Source organism: Curtobacterium sp. PhB115 (assembly GCF_003752025.1).
Taxonomy (GTDB): Bacteria; Actinomycetota; Actinomycetes; order Actinomycetales; family Microbacteriaceae; genus Curtobacterium.
In genome coordinates this window covers 179124-196015 of sequence record NZ_RJKR01000005.1, presented here as the reverse complement: position 1 = coordinate 196015, position 16892 = coordinate 179124, and the positions used below count along the sequence as shown (strand labels likewise).

At 71.4% G+C, this 16892-nt stretch carries 15 protein-coding genes; 6 read left to right on the top strand and 9 right to left on the bottom strand.

What is annotated here, in order from left to right; translation table 11 throughout:
- Window positions 1–204: 204 nt before the first annotated feature.
- Window positions 205–2331, top strand: a complete 2127-nt coding sequence (locus EDF19_RS01190) for a DEAD/DEAH box helicase (RefSeq protein ID WP_185022617.1) — start codon at window positions 205–207, stop codon at window positions 2329–2331.
- Window positions 2332–2460: 129 nt separating this feature from the next.
- On the opposite strand, the gene EDF19_RS01185 is transcribed toward EDF19_RS01190, so the two are convergent.
- On the bottom strand, window positions 2461–2733 hold the full coding sequence (locus tag EDF19_RS01185; protein ID WP_123679139.1) for a mycoredoxin: 273 nt from the start codon (window positions 2731–2733) through the stop codon (window positions 2461–2463).
- Between the two features lie 68 nt (window positions 2734–2801).
- Here EDF19_RS01185 and EDF19_RS01180 point away from each other — a divergent pair, with 68 nt between their 5' ends.
- From EDF19_RS01180 to EDF19_RS01175, 3 genes are read left to right on the top strand one after another with little or no spacing between them, the layout of a single operon-like run.
- The gene (locus tag EDF19_RS01180) at window positions 2802–3128 is read left to right on the top strand and encodes a PadR family transcriptional regulator (RefSeq protein ID WP_123679138.1); all 327 of its coding nucleotides are present in this window, start codon (window positions 2802–2804) and stop codon (window positions 3126–3128) included.
- The gene (locus EDF19_RS18930; protein ID WP_185022616.1) at window positions 3125–3937 is read left to right on the top strand and encodes a hypothetical protein; all 813 of its coding nucleotides are present in this window, start codon (window positions 3125–3127) and stop codon (window positions 3935–3937) included. Before EDF19_RS01180 ends, EDF19_RS18930 begins: the two co-directional genes overlap by 4 nt.
- On the top strand, window positions 3934–5463 hold the full coding sequence (locus EDF19_RS01175; protein WP_185022615.1) for a CYTH domain-containing protein: 1530 nt from the start codon (window positions 3934–3936) through the stop codon (window positions 5461–5463). The genes EDF19_RS18930 and EDF19_RS01175 overlap by 4 nt, the downstream gene beginning before the upstream one ends.
- Window positions 5464–5581: 118 nt before the next feature.
- Here the strand turns inward: EDF19_RS01175 and EDF19_RS01170 are convergent, their stop codons facing one another.
- From EDF19_RS01170 to EDF19_RS01160, 3 genes are read right to left on the bottom strand one after another with little or no spacing between them, the layout of a single operon-like run.
- Window positions 5582–6115, bottom strand: coding sequence for a cysteine hydrolase family protein (locus EDF19_RS01170; protein WP_123679136.1), 534 nt, complete (start codon window positions 6113–6115; stop codon window positions 5582–5584).
- Window positions 6112–8283, bottom strand: a complete 2172-nt coding sequence (locus EDF19_RS01165; protein WP_123679135.1) for a S9 family peptidase — start codon at window positions 8281–8283, stop codon at window positions 6112–6114. The genes EDF19_RS01170 and EDF19_RS01165 overlap by 4 nt, the downstream gene beginning before the upstream one ends.
- 21 nt (window positions 8284–8304) lie before the next feature.
- Complete coding sequence (locus EDF19_RS01160) at window positions 8305–9600, bottom strand: Fic family protein (RefSeq protein WP_221180597.1); 1296 nt, start codon at window positions 9598–9600, stop codon at window positions 8305–8307.
- 74 nt (window positions 9601–9674) lie between these two features.
- Between EDF19_RS01160 and EDF19_RS01155 the strand changes: the two genes are divergently transcribed.
- Window positions 9675–10874 carry an amidohydrolase gene (locus EDF19_RS01155; RefSeq protein WP_123679133.1) on the top strand — a complete coding sequence of 400 codons (1200 nt, stop codon included), beginning with the start codon at window positions 9675–9677 and terminating at the stop codon, window positions 10872–10874.
- Window positions 10875–10965: 91 nt separating this feature from the next.
- Here EDF19_RS01155 and EDF19_RS01150 read toward each other — a convergent pair whose 3' ends face one another.
- Window positions 10966–11856, bottom strand: coding sequence for an aminodeoxychorismate lyase (locus tag EDF19_RS01150; RefSeq protein ID WP_123679132.1), 891 nt, complete (start codon window positions 11854–11856; stop codon window positions 10966–10968).
- 63 nt (window positions 11857–11919) lie between these two features.
- Complete coding sequence (locus EDF19_RS01145) at window positions 11920–12270, bottom strand: tryptophan synthase subunit alpha (protein ID WP_123679131.1); 351 nt, start codon at window positions 12268–12270, stop codon at window positions 11920–11922.
- A gap of 64 nt (window positions 12271–12334) precedes the next feature.
- Between EDF19_RS01145 and EDF19_RS01140 the strand changes: the two genes are divergently transcribed.
- Window positions 12335–12853 carry an 8-oxo-dGTP diphosphatase gene (locus EDF19_RS01140; RefSeq protein ID WP_185022612.1) on the top strand — a complete coding sequence of 173 codons (519 nt, stop codon included), beginning with the start codon at window positions 12335–12337 and terminating at the stop codon, window positions 12851–12853.
- Here EDF19_RS01140 and EDF19_RS01135 read toward each other — a convergent pair.
- The 3 genes from EDF19_RS01135 to EDF19_RS01125 all read right to left on the bottom strand — a co-directional run bounded on the left by EDF19_RS01135 (window position 12850) and on the right by EDF19_RS01125 (window position 16801).
- A complete protein-coding gene (locus tag EDF19_RS01135) occupies window positions 12850–13137 on the bottom strand; it encodes a hypothetical protein (RefSeq protein WP_123679129.1) in 288 nt (95 codons plus the stop codon). The two genes, EDF19_RS01140 and EDF19_RS01135, sit on opposite strands and share 4 nt — an antisense overlap.
- A gap of 297 nt (window positions 13138–13434) precedes the next feature.
- Complete coding sequence (locus EDF19_RS01130) at window positions 13435–15060, bottom strand: ABC transporter permease (RefSeq protein WP_123679128.1); 1626 nt, start codon at window positions 15058–15060, stop codon at window positions 13435–13437.
- A 52-nt stretch (window positions 15061–15112) separates the two neighbouring features.
- Window positions 15113–16801 (bottom strand): sodium:proton antiporter, encoded by a 1689-nt coding sequence (locus EDF19_RS01125; protein WP_123679127.1) that lies wholly within the window; start codon window positions 16799–16801, stop codon window positions 15113–15115.
- Window positions 16802–16892: the final 91 nt, after the last annotated feature.

Sequence of the window (16892 nt, the reverse complement as noted above, 5' to 3'; positions counted from 1 at the left end):
CGGCGCGGACCGTCGCACCCGGCGCCGAGCAGGCGCTCGCGGTGGAACGGTCCGCGGGACTCCACCGGACGTCCCGAAGCGGGGACCGGCGATGCGGTGGGCCACGGTGGCCCGCAGCCGAACCGGAGCCGTGTCAGGCCCCGGTGCAGGACTTCCGCCCTGACGGGCGGCTCGCCCCGATGCGTGGGCGGAACAGGAGGAGCGTTGGCTCGATCAGGCACCCGGCGAGCTGCCGGCGGGACGCGGACCGCGTCACGTCGGACCAGGCCGCTGGACAACGACGGCGTCATCCCCGTCCTCGCCCGCGCGGTGCGCGAGGTCGAGGCAGCAGCGCAGCGTGGACCGCTCAAGGCGTCGAACCGCACGAAGTTCCAGGCGGTCGCACTGCTCATGCGCGAGGAACGCGCGCGGGTGAAGGGCGACACCGAACTCACCGACTCGCAGCGCGCGGAGCAGCTGAAGCGGCTCGACGGCGTCGCGACCATCCTCGCGAAGACGGCGGCGCGCGACACCAGCGTGATCCAGCTCCTCGCGGAAGAGGTGCAGGTCCCCGAGGCGACCCGTGCGGTCAAGCGCGACATGATGATCGCCGGCGGGATGGAACTCCAGCCCGAAGACCTCGTCATCGCGTCGGAGCCCGCACCCGTCGTCGAGAGCCCGGTCCGCGCCGTGGTGCCGCAGGCCGTCGTGCAGCGACAGCTCGCCAACCCGTTCCTGCCGCCGGACTTCGCGCTCGCCGACCAGCCCGTCGCGCACCCGCGTCGCCTGGCGAACTGGGAGCTCTTCGGCCCGCTGTTCAAGTCGTTCGAGTACGGCGCAGGCGGGGGAGCGGCGACGATGCCGCTGCCGGAGCCCGCGACGCTGCACTCCCGCTCGGGCACCACGCTGATGAAGCACCAGGCCGAACTGGTCGCCGCGGCCTCGCAGGGGCACCGGACCTTCCTGCTCGCCGACGAGCCGGGCCTCGGCAAGACGGCGCAGTCACTGCTCGCCGCCGACGCCGCCAACGCGTTCCCGCTGCTCGTGGTCGTGCCGAACGTCGTCAAGACGAACTGGGCGCGCGAGGCCGAGCGCTGGGTGCCGAACCACCGCGCCACCGTGATCCACGGGGACGGCAACGACCTCGACGGGTTCGCGGACATCATCATCGTGAACTACGAGATCCTCGACCGGCACGCTGGCTGGCTCGGGAACTTCGGGTTCAAGGGCATGGTCGTCGACGAGGCGCACTTCATCAAGAACAAGGACTCGCAGCGTGCGCGGTTCGTGCTGCAGATCGCCGACCGGATCCGGCAGCGCACCGCGGCGCCGCTCCTGATGGCGCTCACCGGCACCCCGCTCATCAACTCGGTCGAGGACTTCCGCACCATCTGGGAGTACCTCGGCTGGATCGACGACAAGAAGCCGCGCGCGAAGCTCATGAACGAGCTCGAGGAGATCGGCCTGACGCCGGCCGACCAGGGCTTCTTCGTCGAGGCCCGTCGTGCCGTCATCGACCAGGGCATCGTCCGACGCCGCAAGGTCGACGTCGCCGCGGACATCCCGGCCCGCCGGATCGCCGACATCCCCGTCGAGCTCGACGGCGACGAGGGTCGTTCCATCCGCGACGCCGAGCGCGAGCTCACCGCGAAGCTCGTCCGCCGCTACCACCAGGCGCTCGACGCACGCACCGGGCAGGACCCGGTCGTCGGCATCGACCACAAGCTGGTCCGGCAGGTCGCCCGCTGGGAGCTCGAGGACCAGGACGCCTCGTCCACCGGCGAGAACGTGTTCTCGATGGTGCGTCGCATCGGCCGCGCCAAGGCCCAGCTCGCGGCGGACTACGCAGCGCAGCTCGCGTCGAACGTCGGCAAGGTCGTGTTCTTCGCGAAGCACCTCGACGTGATGGACCAGGCGGAAGAGGTCTTCGCCCGCCGGGGCCTGCGCACCGCCACCATCCGTGGCGACCAGACCGCCGCGCAGCGCACTGCCGAGATCGACTCGTTCGTGAACGACCCCGACGTCGCCGTGATCGTCTGCTCGCTCACCGCGGCCGGCGTGGGCCTGAACCTGCAGGTGGCGTCCAACGTCGTGCTCGCCGAGCTGTCGTGGACGAGCGCCGAGCAGACGCAGGCGATCGACCGTGTGCACCGCATCGGGCAGGAAGAGCCCGTGACCGCGTGGCGGATCATCGCCGCGCAGACGATCGACACCAAGATCGCCGAACTCATCGACTCGAAGGCGTCCCTGGCCGCACGCGCGCTGGACGGCTCCGACGAGGAGATCGCCGACTCGGGCGACATCCAGCTCGACGCGATGGTCGCACTGCTGACCGAGGCGCTCGGGGGCTAGGCCTCCGGGCTGCGTCCGGCGCTGGCGCCGGCGCGCATCCGCCTCGCACGACCGAAGTCCGTCCGAACCACGCGATCACGTGGCTCGGACGGACTCCGGTCGTGCGGGCTGCGCGCCAGGGTGCGCCGCTCAGATGCGGGACTGCACCTCGGCCAGGGACGGGTTCGTCGCCGTCGTGCCGTCGGGGAACACGAGCGTCGGGACCGTCTGGTTGCCGCCGTTGACCTGGGCGACGAGTTCGGCCGTCCCCGGGATCTGCTCGATGTCGACCTCGGTGAAGGGCACGCCGGCCTTCGACATCTGGTTCTTCAGGCGGGCGCAGTAGCCGCACCACGTGGTCGTGAACATCGTGACGCCGCCGGCCTCGGGGGTGAACTGCTCGCGGGTGATCGTGTCGCTCATGGCGCCAGGCTAACCCCGCTTTCTGGACGCCCTTGACGTGCTTATCCGATATAGCTAGGTTAAGCCGTATGGATCCGATCCAACGCATCACCGCTCCGACGCTCGACGTGCTCGACGCACTGCTGACCGTCGACGGCCCGGCATGGGGGCTGCTCGTCATCAAGGCCACCGGGCGCCAGGCCGGCACCGTCTACCCGATCCTCGAACGACTCGAGCGGCAGGGGTGGATCACGTCGTCGTGGGACGACGAGACCGACCGCCCCGGGCCGCGCCGTCGGCTCTACGAGTTCACCCCCGACGGCGTCTCGGCCGCGCAGGACCTCGTCGCTGCGCGTCCGTCCGCCGCGACCCCGGCTCGCCCGGCCCGCTCGAGCCACCGGCCGGTGACCTCGTGAGCGCGCTCGACCAGATCCTCGTCGGGGCAGCCGTCGCGGTGTCGCCGGCCGCGCACCGAGCCGCCCGTCGGGAGCAGTGGCTCGCCGACGTCCGCGACGCACAGGAACTCGACCTCTCGCCGACGGCACTCGCCTTCGGCGCACTGACCACGGCGCTCTTCCACCGACGCGCCGGCCACCGTTCCACCTGGGGGGAACCCATGACCGCAGCACCGCTCCACGGCCCGACACCGCCGCACACGATCCGGACGGTCCCGGTGCTCGTCGCCGTCGCCGTCGTGTCGCTGATCGCGTCGGGCGCCTGGCTCGTCCTGCAGCCCAACTACGGGTACGCGAGCACGCTCGACGTGTGGCTCGGCACGGTCGGGACCTGGACCCTGGTGCTGTTCATCCCGGGAGCCGCCGTCGCCATCGCGGCGCTGGCCCTGCGCACCGGGGCACTGCGCCGGCGTCTCGGCGCGAGCATGATCGTCGCCGCTGCCGTCGGGGGAGCGGTGCAGCCGCTCCTCACCCCTCCGACGGACCTGCCCGTCGGTGTGCTCCCGCTCGTGCTCGCCCTCGCCGGCTGGCTCGTCGCGGTGCACTCGCCGCGCTGGACGTGGGCGCTCCTGGCGCTGCCGGTCGTCGCGTTCGGGCTGGAGTGGAGCGGGTTCCTGTTCACGGTGGTGCCGGTGCGGTGGAACCCGTTCGTCGTCGCGGTGCCGACCCTGGCCGTGGTCCTCGCCGGCGTCATCGCGAGCCGGTTCTCCACAGCAGCACCGGTCGTGGTCGAACCGCGCACCCGAGCCCTGGTAGACAAGAGCGTGTGAGCGACACCCACCTCGAGATCGAGCGCACCTACGACCTGCCCGAGGGTGGTGCCCTGCCCGACCTGGTCGGCGTGGGCGGCATCCTCCGAACCGAGCACCAGGAACCGTTCGACCTCGACGCGACGTACTGGGACACCGCCCGGTACGACCTCGTGGCCGCGCGGGTGACGGTCCGCCGACGCACCGGTGGCCCCGATGCCGGCTGGCACATCAAGCGGGCCGAGTCGGACACCGTCCGGCACGAAGAGCACTTCCCGCTCACCGACGACGCGGACACGGTGCCGACCGAGGTCCTCGCGTCGCTGTTCACCGAGCGACGGGGACGTGGCCTGCGCCCCGTCGTCCGGATCGCCACCACCCGCACCGTCACCCGGCTGCTGGACGAGGACGGCGACCAGGTCGCCGAACTCGCCGACGACCAGGTCACCGCGCAGCGCCTGGACGACGACGCTCCGGAGACCCCGCGCACCTGGCGCGAGGTCGAGGTCGAGACCGTCAACGGGGTCGACGCCCAGATCGCCCACGAGCTCTTCGCCGCACTCGACGGCCGCTTCGCAGCGGTCGGGGCCGGCCCCGCCGCCGTCGCGTCCAAGCTGGCACGCGGGCTGGCAGGAGCAGCCGCACCGCGCCTCCAGACCGAGGAGAAGCCCGCCAAGGGCACGACCGCACGCGTGCTCGTGAAGCGGCTGCGGAAGCTGCGCGCCGCGCTGCTCGGCCAGGAATCCCGACTCCGCTCCGGCGACACCGCCGACCTGCGACAGGCAGCCGAGACCACGCTCGAGATCGCCGCGATCCTCGGGGCGTACCGGCCGGCGTTCGCCGCGGGCGACGCCGTCGACCGTGCTGCGGAGGCAGCCGACGGGCTCGCCGCCGTCACGGCACGTGCCGCGCTGGCGGAGTACCTCATCGACCGACTGCCGCGGGCATCGACGCCGGCGCAGGACGACCTCGTCGACGCGATGACGCGCGAGCGCATCCTCGCGGCCACCCGTGAACGACGTGACCAGTCCGTGCGCGACGTCGTGGCGTTCCTGCACGGCGAGCCGTTCCTCGAGCTCCTCGACGCCCTCGACGACGCCGTGGAGCGTCCGGCACCGACCGAGTGGGCACTGCGATCGCCGAAGAAGGTCGCGCAGGACGTCGGTGCCGTGGTGAAGCCGCACGTCCGTGAACTCGTGCGCGCCGCGGTCGCCGACGACACCTCGGACACCGCGTCCGAGCGCGAGGCCGCTGACCGGGCGACGACCGAGGCCGCCTGGCAGGCGACGATGCGGGCGCGCATGGCGATGGACGTCCTCGGTGACGACGCGTTCCCGCACGCACTGTGGCAGCGCATCGGAACCGCGGCCGACGTCCTGACCGAACGGGTGCGGTCCCTGCACGCCCTCGACACGTTGCGCACGAACGCGGCGATCGCGGAGCGCGGGGGCGAGGGCACGTTCGGGTACGGCGTGCTCGCGGGCGACCGGGTGCGGTTGGCGGAGGAGTCCTACGACGAGGCGGTGCACGCGCTCAACCGCGTGTGAGCTGGGGGCGCGTGGCGGTCGCCGCGGGCGCCCCGCTGCGCCGCGCTCGCTTCGTGAGCAGAAATGGTCGGGTCGCCCGCAGGCACCCGACCATCTCTGCTCACGAAGCGCCTGGCGCTCAGCCGCTGAAGTCGACCGCCGCCGCTTCCGGCACCCGGAACCGCCGCCCGGGGTAGCGCAGCCCTGACCAGTACATGTTCGTGTGGGCGATGACGTGCGCCGCCGGCACCGTGACGCCGTCGTGGTGCGCATCCGTGGTCGTGTGGGCGTCGGCGACGAGTGAGACGTCGTACCCCTCGGCCGCCGCTCGCCCGGCGGTGGTCCGGACGCAGTAGTCCGTCTGCGCGCCGGTGACGACGAGGTGCGTGACGTCGAGCCCGTCGAGCACCGCGCGCAGGTCCGTGTCGACGAACGAGTCCCGGTAGGTCTTGCGCACCAGCGGTTCGCCGGCATCCCGGATCAGCGGTGCCGCGAGCTGCCAGTCGTCGGTGCCGAACGGGAAGTCCTGCTCGTCCTGCACCCAGACCACGGGGACGCCCGCGGACCGAGCCCGCGACACGAGTGTGTGGATGCGTGCGACCACGGCGTCGGCGTCCAGACAGGGGCGGACCACCCCGGCCTGGACGTCGATCACCAGGAGTGCGGTGCTCATCCGGCGGCGATCGGTGCCGCGCTCGCGGCCGCGGGGTTCACGTCGGCGAGGCCCAGGACGTCGAGGAGCCATGCGAGCTCGAACGCCCGCTCCTTCCACGAGGCGTACCGACCGCTGACGCCACCGTGCCCGGCGGACATCTCGGTCTTGAGGAGCACCGGTGCGCCGACCTCGCGCAGTTTCGCGGTCCACTTCGCCGGCTCGACGTAGAGCACGCGGGTGTCGTTGATGGAGGTCACCGCGAGGATCTGCGGGTACTGCACGTCGGAGCGCACGTTCTCGTACGGGGTGTACTCGCTCATGTAGCGGTAGACCGCGGCGTCGTGCAGCGGGTCGCCCCACTCGTCCCACTCGATGACCGTCAGCGGCAGGTCGGGGTCGAGGATGCTCGTCAGGGCGTCGACGAACGGCACGGCCGCGAGGATCCCGGCGAAGCGGTCCGGCGCGAGGTTCGCCACCGCACCCATGAGCAGCCCGCCCGCGCTGCCGCCCTCGGCGACGAGGCGTTCGGCGGTGGTGCGACCTGAGGCGATGAGGTGGTCGGCGACCGCGACGAAGTCGGTGAAGGTGTTCTTCTTCGTCAGGGTCTTGCCGTTCTCGTACCAGTGCCGGCCGAGCTCACCGCCGCCGCGGACGTGGGCGACCGCGAAGACCACGCCACGGTCGAGCATCGACAGGCGCATGACGCTGAAGCCGGGGTCGATCGAGTGCTCGTACGAGCCGTAGCCGTACAGGTGCAGCGGGGCAGGGATGTCCGCGTCGACCGCGTCGCGGCGCCAGACCAACGAGATCGGCACGCGGGTGCCGTCGTCCGCGGTGGCCCAGTCGCGCTCCTGCACGTAGTCGTCCGGGTCGTAGCCGCCGAGCACGGGCTGGCGCTTCAGGACGGTGACCTCGCCCGTCGCCAGGTCGAGGTCGCTCACCTCGGACGGGGTCACGAAGGACGTGAACCCGATGCGGAGGGTCGGCTGGTCCCACTCGGGGTTGCCGCCGAGCCCCGCGGAGAAGAGGGTCTCGTCGAACGGGACCTCGTGCGCGTCGCCGTAGCCGTCGCCCTCGATCGGGATGATCGCGATGCGGGGGAGCGCCTCGGACCGGTACTCGAGCGCGAGGTGGCCGGCGAAGGCGTCGACGGACTCGATGCGGCGCTCGGTGTGGTGCGCGACGACGACGCGGCGGTCGCGCTCCGAGGTCGGGTCGTCGGCCGGCACGTCGACGAGCTCGAAGTTCTCGGCACCGTCGTTGTGCAGCACCAGGAAGCGGTCGCTGCCGCCGACGATGGCGTGCTCGATCTCGTACTCGACGCCGTCGCGCCGGGGCCACACGACCTGGAACTCGCCGGTCGGGTCGGCGGCGTCGAGGACCAGGGCCTCGGAGGTGATCTTCGAGCCGAGCTCGATGACGATGTACTGCGACGAACGGGTGACGCCCACGCCGACCCAGTAGCGGTCGTCGGGCTCCTCGAACACCAGGACGTCGTCGGAAGCCGCGCTGCCGACGGTGTGGCGCCAGATCTTGTCCGGCCGCCACGACTCGTCGACCGTCGGGTAGAAGACGAAGCGGCCGGCCGGGTCGAACGTGGCGCCGGCGCCGGTGTTCGGGATCGCGTCGCCCAGGTCGGAACCGGTCGTCAGGTCCCGCACGTGCAGGGTGTACCGCTCGTCGCCCTCGACGTCGATGCCGTACACCAGTCGGGTGCCGTCGTCGCTGATGTCGTACGTGCCGAGGGAGAAGAACTCGTGGCCGTCCGCGAGTGCGTTGCCGTCGAGGACGACCTGCTCACCGGGGAGCGTGGCCTCGCCCTCGACGACGGCCGGAGGGGTCCAGTCGTCGGGGCCGGTGATCGGAACGCGGCAGTGCACGCCGTACTGGCTGCCCTCGGCGGTGCGGGTGAAGTACCACCACGACCCCATGCGGACGGGGACGGAGAGGTCGGTCTCCTGCACGCGGCCCTTCACCTCGGCGAAGACGCGGTCGCGGAGCGCTCCGAGGTGCTCGGTCGCGGCGTCGGTGTACGCGTTCTCGGCCTCGAGGTAGGCGAGGGTGTCGGGTGACTCCTTGTCCCGCAGCCACTCGTAGTCGTCGACGAAGTCGATGCCGTGGTGGGTCCGCGTCACGGGCCGCTTGGCGGCGGTGGGCGGGGTGGCCTGGGTGTGCTCGTTGCTCACCTGCCCACCCTATTCGTCCGCCTACGAACCCACCCGCAGTCCGCGCCCGCGCACCACCCCGTGGTCCCGTGCCCGCGCGCCGACCACTGCCCGGACGCGCTCCTCGAACGCCTCGAGCTCCGCGATGACCGCCGGGGCGACCCAGGCCCGGTCGCGTCGGCGCTCGGTGACGGCGCGGAGCACTCCGGTGCGCACCAGGTCGGTGGCCACCGCGTCCACCTGGTCGGCACCGACCAGCGCCTCGAGGCGGTCCTCGGTCAGGAGCGGATCGGCGACGAGCGCCCGACCGACCGCCAGGTGCGGCGCAGCCACCGCGTCCATCCCCGCCGCGCACTCGTCGAGCAGCAGCGCCGTGACCGTCGTCTCGTCGCACACCGTGCCGACGGCGAGCGCGAGGTCCACCACGAACGCGTCCACATGGCCGTCCCGGAAGGCCTCGAGGTGCCCAAAGTACCGGGAACGCTCGGCGGCCAGCGCCACCGCGACGGGCGCGGTCACCGTCGTGGTCACGCACCGGCGGCGGAGGACCGCTCCGATCAACGCACGCCCGATCCGTCCGTTGCCGTCGGTGAAGGGGTGGATCGACTCGAACTGCGCGTGCCCGATGGCTGCCTGCGCGATCGGGTCGAGGTCGGTGCGGTCGAGGAACGCGAACAGGTCCGCCATCAGCGGCCCGACCAGTGCGGGCGGCGGTGGGACGTACAGTGCGGTCGCGGGGGAGTCCCCGCCGCCGATCCAGTTCTGCACGTCGCGGTACCGGCCCGCCGACGGCCCGTCGAGGGGGTCGTCGCGCATGAGCAGCCGGTGTGCGTCGAGCACCGCCCCCTCGGTGACGACGCCGGAGTCGGCTGCCGAGACCAGCCGCTCGATCGCGTCGGCCGCTCGCACGACGGCGATGGCACCGGTGTTCGCCCGGCTGCCCACGAGCGCCCGCGCGACGTCGTCGACGGAGGCGGACTCGTCCTCGATCCGGGACGACGCCACCGCGTCGGTGCGGCCGAGCACGAGGGCGAGCGGCGCGAGGCCGGTGCCGTGGTGGGCGTCGAGTGAACGCAGCGCTGCGGTGCTGCGGTCGAGGAGCGCCTGGGTGCCCGGGTCGGCTGCCCAGCGCCGGTGGGCGATCCGCGGTGGCACGGACGCCCGGATGCTCGTCGTCATCCGGGTGGTCCGGTTGCCCCGGCGCGCACTCCGCCACGGGACCTCGACGGACCCGTGGACCGGCCACGAACCGGACGACGCGGACGACGAAGCCGGCCACGACGCGGACGACGAAGCCGGCCACGAACCGGACGACGTGGGACGAACGAGCGATGCCATCCGCCGACCGTAGGACCCCCAGCGCCCCCGACGCGAGGAATCGGTATTCCGCATGCACGCGTTACCGTGGTGTCATGAGCAACTCCTTCGCGATCACCGGTGCCCACGTCGTCCCCGTCTCCGCTCCCGCCTTCGACGGCGGTGCCGTCGTCGTCGAGGACGGCCGCATCACCGCGATCGGCCCGGACGTCACGCCGCCGGAGGGCATCACGGTCATCGATGCCGCCGGGTCGTGGCTCGTCCCCGGCTTCGTCGAGGCGCACGGCCACGTCGGTATCCACGAGGAGGCGAACGGCGAAGCCGGCAACGACACCAACGAGATGACCGGCCCGAACATGGCCGGCGTCCGTGCCATCGACGCGATCGACATCGACGACGAGGGCTTCCGCGACGCCCTCGCGGGTGGCATAACGAGCATCGTCGTCAAGCCCGGCTCCGGCAACCCGATCGGCGGCCAGAGCGTCGCCATCAAGACGTGGGGCGGCCGCACGATCGACGAGCAGCTCATCTCCGACGCGGTGAGCATCAAGAGCGCGCTCGGCGAGAACCCGAAGCGCGTCTACGGCGGCAAGGGACAGACCCCGTCGACCCGCCTCGGCGTCGCGAAGATCATCCGTGACGCCTTCGTCGAGGCGCAGAACTACAAGGCCGCCCGCGATGCCGCAGCCGCGAAGGGCGAGCCGTTCGCGCGGGACCTCACGAAGGAGACCCTGGTGCGCGTCCTCGACGGGGAGCTCGTCTGGGACCAGCACACCCACCGCCACGACGACATCGCGACCGCGATCCGCCTGTCCGAGGAGTTCGGGTACCGGCTCGTCGTGAACCACGGCACCGAGGCGCACAAGATCGCCGACGTGCTCGCCGAGAAGGACATCCCGGTGATCTACGGCCCGCTCTTCACGAGCCGCTCCAAGGTCGAGCTCCGCGACCGTGGGATCCCGAACCTCGCGACCATCGCCGCCGCCGGCGTCCGCGTCGCGATCACCACCGACGCGCCGGTCGTGCCGATCAACATGCTCGTCGACCAGGCGACCGCCGCGGTCAAGGAGGGCTTGCCCGCACAGACCGCGCTCGAGGCACTGACGGTCAACCCGGCCGAGTTCCTCGGCTTCGGCGACCGTGTCGGTCGCCTCGCCGAGGGCTACGACGCCGACCTCGTCCTCTGGGACGGTGACCCGCTCGACGCGACCACCCGCGCGACGCGCGTCTGGATCGACGGCAAGTCCGTCTTCGAGTGGGCCGACGGGACCGGCGTCACCACCCCGCGCTGGTAGCGACCACAGCACGGACTGGAGGCGCGGTGCCAGCTGGCACCGCGCCTCCAGTCCGTCGTGGACGCACGTTCTGCACGCCGCGCGAGCGCGCTCAGACCTCGCGTGCCAGCAGGAAGTCGTTGATGCGCGTCGTGAGCTCGGCGTCGATCGGCCGGACGTCGCCGTTCACGGAGCGGATCGGTGCCGCCTGCCGGACGCTCGACACCAGCCAGAGCGCATCGGCTGCCTGCAGGTCGGCCAGCGTGACGAGCTCGTAGGCGGTCTCGATGCCCTCCTGCTCGGCGAACCGGAACACGTCGGCCTGCGTGGTGCCGGCCAGGATCCCGATGTCCGTCCGGGGCGTGACGAGCCGGTCGCCCACCTTCAGGATCAGGTTCGCACGCGTGCCCTCGAGCACGTAGCCGTCGGTCGAGACGAACAGGGCGTCGTCGGCTCCGCGGCGGGCGGCCTCACGCAGGGCCGCCATGTTGACCGCGTACGACAGCGTCTTCGCGCCCTGCAGCAGCCACGGCGAGGTGCGCTCGACGTCGTGCCGGTACCCGCGGTCGAGGACGACGACGGAGATGCCCTCGGTCCGTGCGGCCGTGGAGTCGCCAGACGGTGCGGCGTAGACCCAGCCGGTCGGACGGTCGGTGCCCTCGACGCCCCGGGTGAGGACGGTCTTCGCGAAGGCCTCCCGCACGGGGTCGAGGCGGGCGCACACCGCTTCGATCGCCTGCCGCCACGCGTCGAGGTCGGGCGTCGGCAGGTCGAGCATCGCGGCGGAGCGGGCGAACCGCTCGAGGTGCGCCTCGAGGGCCTGCGGCCGACCGTCGATGACCGTGATCGTCTCGAAGACCCCGTCGCCGCGGATGATGCCGAGGTCCTGCACCTGCAGGTGCTCCTCGAGCGGCTTCGCCCAGGTGAAGGCGTCCGCCGAGGGGTCGTGCGGCGCGGCGTCGCGGGAGGGCTGGTTGAGGACGGCGAGCACGGTTTCGGTCATGCGCCCATCCAACCGCACGCGCGTCCGTGCACGTTGTGCGTGGGCGCGCTTCGTGCGTGGGCGTCAGCTCGCGTCGGGCAGGGCGCCCATGAGCTTCCACACCGCCTGGGTGAGCTCCGGGTGCTGCAACGCGATCCGGCGCAGCCGGTGGTACTCCTCGCCGAGGGCGGTGCCGTGTCCGGACGCCGGGTGCATCGACCACTGCGCGTGCCGCTTGCCGATCGCGTCGTCGAGGTCGACGGCATCGGCCCGCAGGATCAGCACGACCTGCTCGTCGACGGTGGGGAGCGTCGGCATGAACTCCCACGGGTCCTCGCCCTGACGGCTCCGGTGCTCGACGAGCATCGAGATCTCCTCGGCGGCTTCCGCACGCAGCACTTCGAGGCTGCGCCCGGTCCTGCGGGGCTCAGCCATGGTGCCCCCGCAGCACGCCTGCCATGGAGAAAGCGTACGGCACTTCTTCGGCCACACTGGACGCGTGACCCCTCGCGACGAGCGCAAGTCCCAGCACCCACGAGTGGTGGTCGTCTACCTGCTGCGCGAGGGCGCGGCCGGTCCGGAGGTCCTCCTCGGCGAGAAACGTCGCGGCCTCGGCACCGGCCGGCTGGTCGGTCCCGGCGGCAAGCGCGAGCCCGGTGAGACGGCGGTCGAGACCGCCGTCCGCGAGGTGCGTGAAGAGGTCGGCCTGCGTCTCGAGACCGCCGACCTGGAGGCCCGTGGCACGTTGGACTACCGGTTCCCGTTCCGGCCGTCCTGGTCCCAGGTCTCGGACGTCTTCGTCTGCCGCCGCTGGCAGGGAGACCCGTCGGCGTCGGACGAACTCGAACCCCGGTGGATCCCGGTCGACGACGTGCCGTACGACGCGATGTGGGACGACGCGCGCTACTGGCTTCCGGGGGTGCTCGCCGGTGGGACCGTCCGGGCGCGCTTCACCTTCGCCGAGGACGACGCGACGGTCGCCGGGTTCACCGGCACCGGGGTGGGCTCACCCGACTAGCGGGTCTGCTGCGTCCTGGTGCTGCCGGTCCGTGCTTCCTCGGCGGCGGCGATGACCTCGGCGTCACCGCTCCGGCCGCCGAGCGGGCGGACGAAGAAGTCGATGATCCCGACGACGATCGCGCCGACCATCGCGAACATGGCCCAGCCGACGAAGAGTCCGGCGGTGTTCCGGCCGTCAGCCGGGGCGAGCACGACGCTCGCGACGTAGAAGCCGACCGTCAGCACGAGGAACACGACGACGACGGTGACGAGGACGCGGTGCCAGGTGATGCGCGGGTTCATGGTGCCCAGGATACGCGTCGGCTGCGGCCCACCGGTCCGTGATCGGTCGGGTCGGGCTGGGCCGTGCCGCGCCGGACTGGGCCGGGCCGGGTCGTGCAGGGCCGGGCTGGTCCGGATGATGCGTGTGCATCGTGCGACAGTGCACGCGTCGTTCGACAGGTGTTTCGTCGGAGCATGCACACGTACTCGATGCGTGTGCATGTTGCGACAGTGCACGCGTCGTTCGACTGGTGCATCGTCGGAACATGCACACGCAGGCGGTACCTGCGGTGACGCGCTGCGGGACGCGGCTGCGACCTAGCGGTCCGCGTGCCGCCCGTGCGAGGGCTCGTCCGACGTGTCGACCCGAGCCGGTGCGTCTGACCGAGCAGGTGCCCTGGAACCGTCGGCCCGCGGGACGGGTCGGGTGCGTGGGCCGGTCCCCGCCCCTCTCCCCACGGGCTCTGCCGTCACGTCGCTCCGCGGGCTCCGCGACGCACCGGAACCGGCCCGCGTGGGCCCAGGACGCTGGACGGGGATGCGGCCGGTGGGGGTGGTCTCGGTCTCGAGGCCGTCGCGGCCACCGGTGAAGACGTCGCCGCCGACGCGGGCGTCCTCCCAGTCGTCGTCGCTCAGGACGCTCAGGGTGCCGGTCTCGGTCGACTCGAGGCCGTGCCGCTCGAGCTCGGCGTCCCGCTGCTTGCCGAGGAACTCGCGGTTCGCGGTCTGGGCGTCCTGGAACATCGTGGTCCGGCCGGTGACGATCGCGCGGATGCGGCGGCGCTCCCAGTGGCGCTTGCCGAAGTACATGAGGACGAGCCCGGCGGCGGCGTAGCAGGCCATGGTGATGAGCCCGCGGGCGGGACCGGGGCCGACGCCGTAGATCTGGTGCTTGATCATGTCGACCATGCTCGAGCCGACGACGACGTTGTTCAGCCAGGCGAAGGGCTCCGGCATGAACCACTTCGGGTACGCGCCACCGGAGGACGGCATCGACAGGAAGACGAAGCAGATCATCGCGGGCGCGGCGATGAACCGGCCGACGAAGTAGCTCAGCCCGTTGACGGCCAGGCCGATCGCGACGATCCAGCCCCAGGCGATGAGCACGAGCTGGATCCAGTGGCCGTGGATCGCCCCGACGACGGGACCTGCGAGCGTGTTCGTGATGAGGGAGATCACGAGGCCACCGACGACGATCACGGTCATGCGGGTGCGGTGCCGGAGCGGGCCGCCCATGATCCCGATGAACATCGCGACCATGTAGCCGCCGATGCACCAGGCGAGCATCACGTACATCGCCACGGTGCCGTACTCGTCCCACGCGGGCAGCGGAGCGAGCTCGGTGACCTTCGGACTCGCCACCCCCATGGCGGTGAGCACCGCGGTGAGCGTCGCCGGCACCAGGCTCGCCACCTGGAACTGGTGCGCGCTCGCCTTGAAGAACTCGTTGGTCGACGGGTCGTAGGCGACCGCCATCGACCCGGCCAGGACGTCGCGCTTGGCCGCTGCGAGCGAGTCGTAGGTGTGGAACACGAACTCACCCGGGAGCGCCTTCTGCACCGCGGCGACGAACGCGGGGTCGCTGCCGACCAGGGCGATCGGCACGTCGTGCGGGTGCGGGGAGTGGAACGCGAAGACGTAGCAGAGGCAAAAGCCGACGATGAAGAACAGCGGCATCCAGAGCTGCAGGCCGATCAGCTGCAGCGAGGGGTGCAGGGTGGCGAACCAGCGGCGGTACGCGCTCAGCTTCTGCGGCTCGGGTACCGGGGCCTGGCGACGCGGAGCGGGGCGGCTGGACCCGGCGACACGGGCTCCGCGACGGGGCTTCGTGCCACGTGCCGACGGGCGGGTGCTCCGCGGCTTCGGGGCGGACGTCGGCCGCGACGCTCCGGGGCGGTCCGGGGTGTCGTCGTTCCTGGGGACGTCGTTCCGCGGCGTGCTCACTCGGCGCTGTGCTCCTGTTCCCTCTGGAGCGCCCACGATACGCCGGGCTGCCTCAGGAGCGACTGCGGGACGCCTGCGCCGAGTCCATCGCGAGTTCCTCGGCGTCGAGGGTCACGAGCACGCGGCGCATGACCTCCTCGTCGAGGTTGCCCCGCTCGCGCTCCTCGAGCACGATCTCCCGTCGCCGGTCGAGCAGTTCGCGCCGGATGTCCTGGATCTGCGAGCCGCGGAGGCGTGCGGGGGCGTTGCGCTCCTCGTCCTCTTCTTCCTCGGCGTCCTTCCGGAACGTCTCGACCTGCCGTTCGAGCCGGGCCTTCAGCCGGTTCACCACGGAGTCGACGGCGACGGCCCCGTACTGCTTCGACCAGTCCGGGCGCCGCTTCTCGAGCAGCTCGATGGCGGCCTCGGTGGTGCGCTGGTTGAGGCGCATCTCGCTCCGGATGTCCTCGTCGTCCTCGGTGGGGTCCTGGACCTTCAGTGCGCGGATCACGAACGGCAGCGTCAGACCCTGCAGCAGGAGGGTCCCGACGGTGACGAAGAACGCGATGATGAAGATGGTGTCCTGGGCCGGGATCTGCGTCGGACTCGCGACCACGGACACGGCGGCGGCGAGGGTCACCACGCCGCGCATGCCGGTCCACGAGATCACGGTGAGCTCGCGCCAGTTGAGCTTCGGCTCGGCCGTGCCACGCATCCACCGCAGCGACGGATGGCCGCGGGACAGCTTGATCCGCAGGGGCCGGAGCCATCGCCCGTTGATCCGGTTGCGCACGTACGACTCGAAGATGAAGAGCGGTCGCACGAGGATCACGACGACGAGCACCACCGCCGCCGCGGTGAGGGTCTGCCCGAGGCTCCGCTCGCTCTCCACCAGGTCCTGCACGACGGTGTTGAGCTGCAGGCCGATCAGGGCGAACACGAAGCCCTCGAGGATGACGTCGATGCTGGTCCACAGCGGTCGTTCCTGCAGGCGGGTCGCGTAGCCCTCCTTCGGCGAGTTGTAGCCGATGTACAGGCCGGCCGTGACGACCGCGATGACGCCGGAGCCGGAGAGGTCCTCGGCCAGGATGTACGCGACGAACGGCAGCAGGATGCTCATGATCGTCTCGACCACCGGATCGTTGATGCGCATCCGGATCCAGTGCACGACGACGCCGAGCACGATCCCGACCACCAGGCCGACGCCGATCGCGAGCCCGAATATCCCGAGGTCCTGCCAGATCGTCAGCGACGTGCCCGCGATGATGAGCGTGAAGACGCGCACCAGGGTCAGCGAGGCGGCGTCGTTGATCAGGCTCTCGCCGGAGAGCACCGTCATCACGCGACGGGGGAGCCCGAGCTTGCGGCCGATCGCGGCAGCGGACACGGCGTCCGGCGGGGCGACGATCGCGCCGAGGAGGATCGCGGCCGGCAGCGTCATGTCGGGGATGAGGAAGTAGGCCACCGCCCCGACCACGAGTGCCGTCACGATGACCAGGAAGATGCCGAGACGACGGATCTGCTTGATCGACGTCCGGAAGCTCTGCCACGACACGTCGAGCGCCGCCGAGTAGAGCAGCGGCGGCAGGATCACCGTCAGGATCACCTCGGAGTCGATCTCCATCGGCGGGAGCCCCGGCAGGAACGACGCAGCGAGCGCGACCGCCGTGACGAGCAGTGGAGCGGGGAGCCCCTTCGCCCGTGCGAACCCGGTCACCGCGAGCGATCCGATCAGCAGGATGAGGAGCTCGACGGTGTCCATGGGACTCATTCTCCCAGAGGCATGGTTCCGAAACTGAACGAGTCTGCAGGCGTGGTGAACAACGGGTTACCGATCAGGTTTGCTCAGAAGC

Coding starts and splice junctions, on each gene's coding strand:
- EDF19_RS01160 (WP_221180597.1), bottom strand. CDS start 9,600: ATGGCATCGCTCGTTCGTCCCACGTCGTCCGGTTCGTGGCCGGCTTCG.
- EDF19_RS01150 (WP_123679132.1), bottom strand. CDS start 11,856: ATGACCGAAACCGTGCTCGCCGTCCTCAACCAGCCCTCCCGCGACGCC.
- EDF19_RS01155 (WP_123679133.1), top strand. CDS start 9,675: ATGAGCAACTCCTTCGCGATCACCGGTGCCCACGTCGTCCCCGTCTCC.
- EDF19_RS01135 (WP_123679129.1), bottom strand. CDS start 13,137: ATGAACCCGCGCATCACCTGGCACCGCGTCCTCGTCACCGTCGTCGTC.
- EDF19_RS01145 (WP_123679131.1), bottom strand. CDS start 12,270: ATGGCTGAGCCCCGCAGGACCGGGCGCAGCCTCGAAGTGCTGCGTGCG.
- EDF19_RS01180 (WP_123679138.1), top strand. CDS start 2,802: ATGGATCCGATCCAACGCATCACCGCTCCGACGCTCGACGTGCTCGAC.
- EDF19_RS01185 (WP_123679139.1), bottom strand. CDS start 2,733: ATGAGCGACACGATCACCCGCGAGCAGTTCACCCCCGAGGCCGGCGGC.
- EDF19_RS01125 (WP_123679127.1), bottom strand. CDS start 16,801: ATGGACACCGTCGAGCTCCTCATCCTGCTGATCGGATCGCTCGCGGTG.
- EDF19_RS01170 (WP_123679136.1), bottom strand. CDS start 6,115: ATGAGCACCGCACTCCTGGTGATCGACGTCCAGGCCGGGGTGGTCCGC.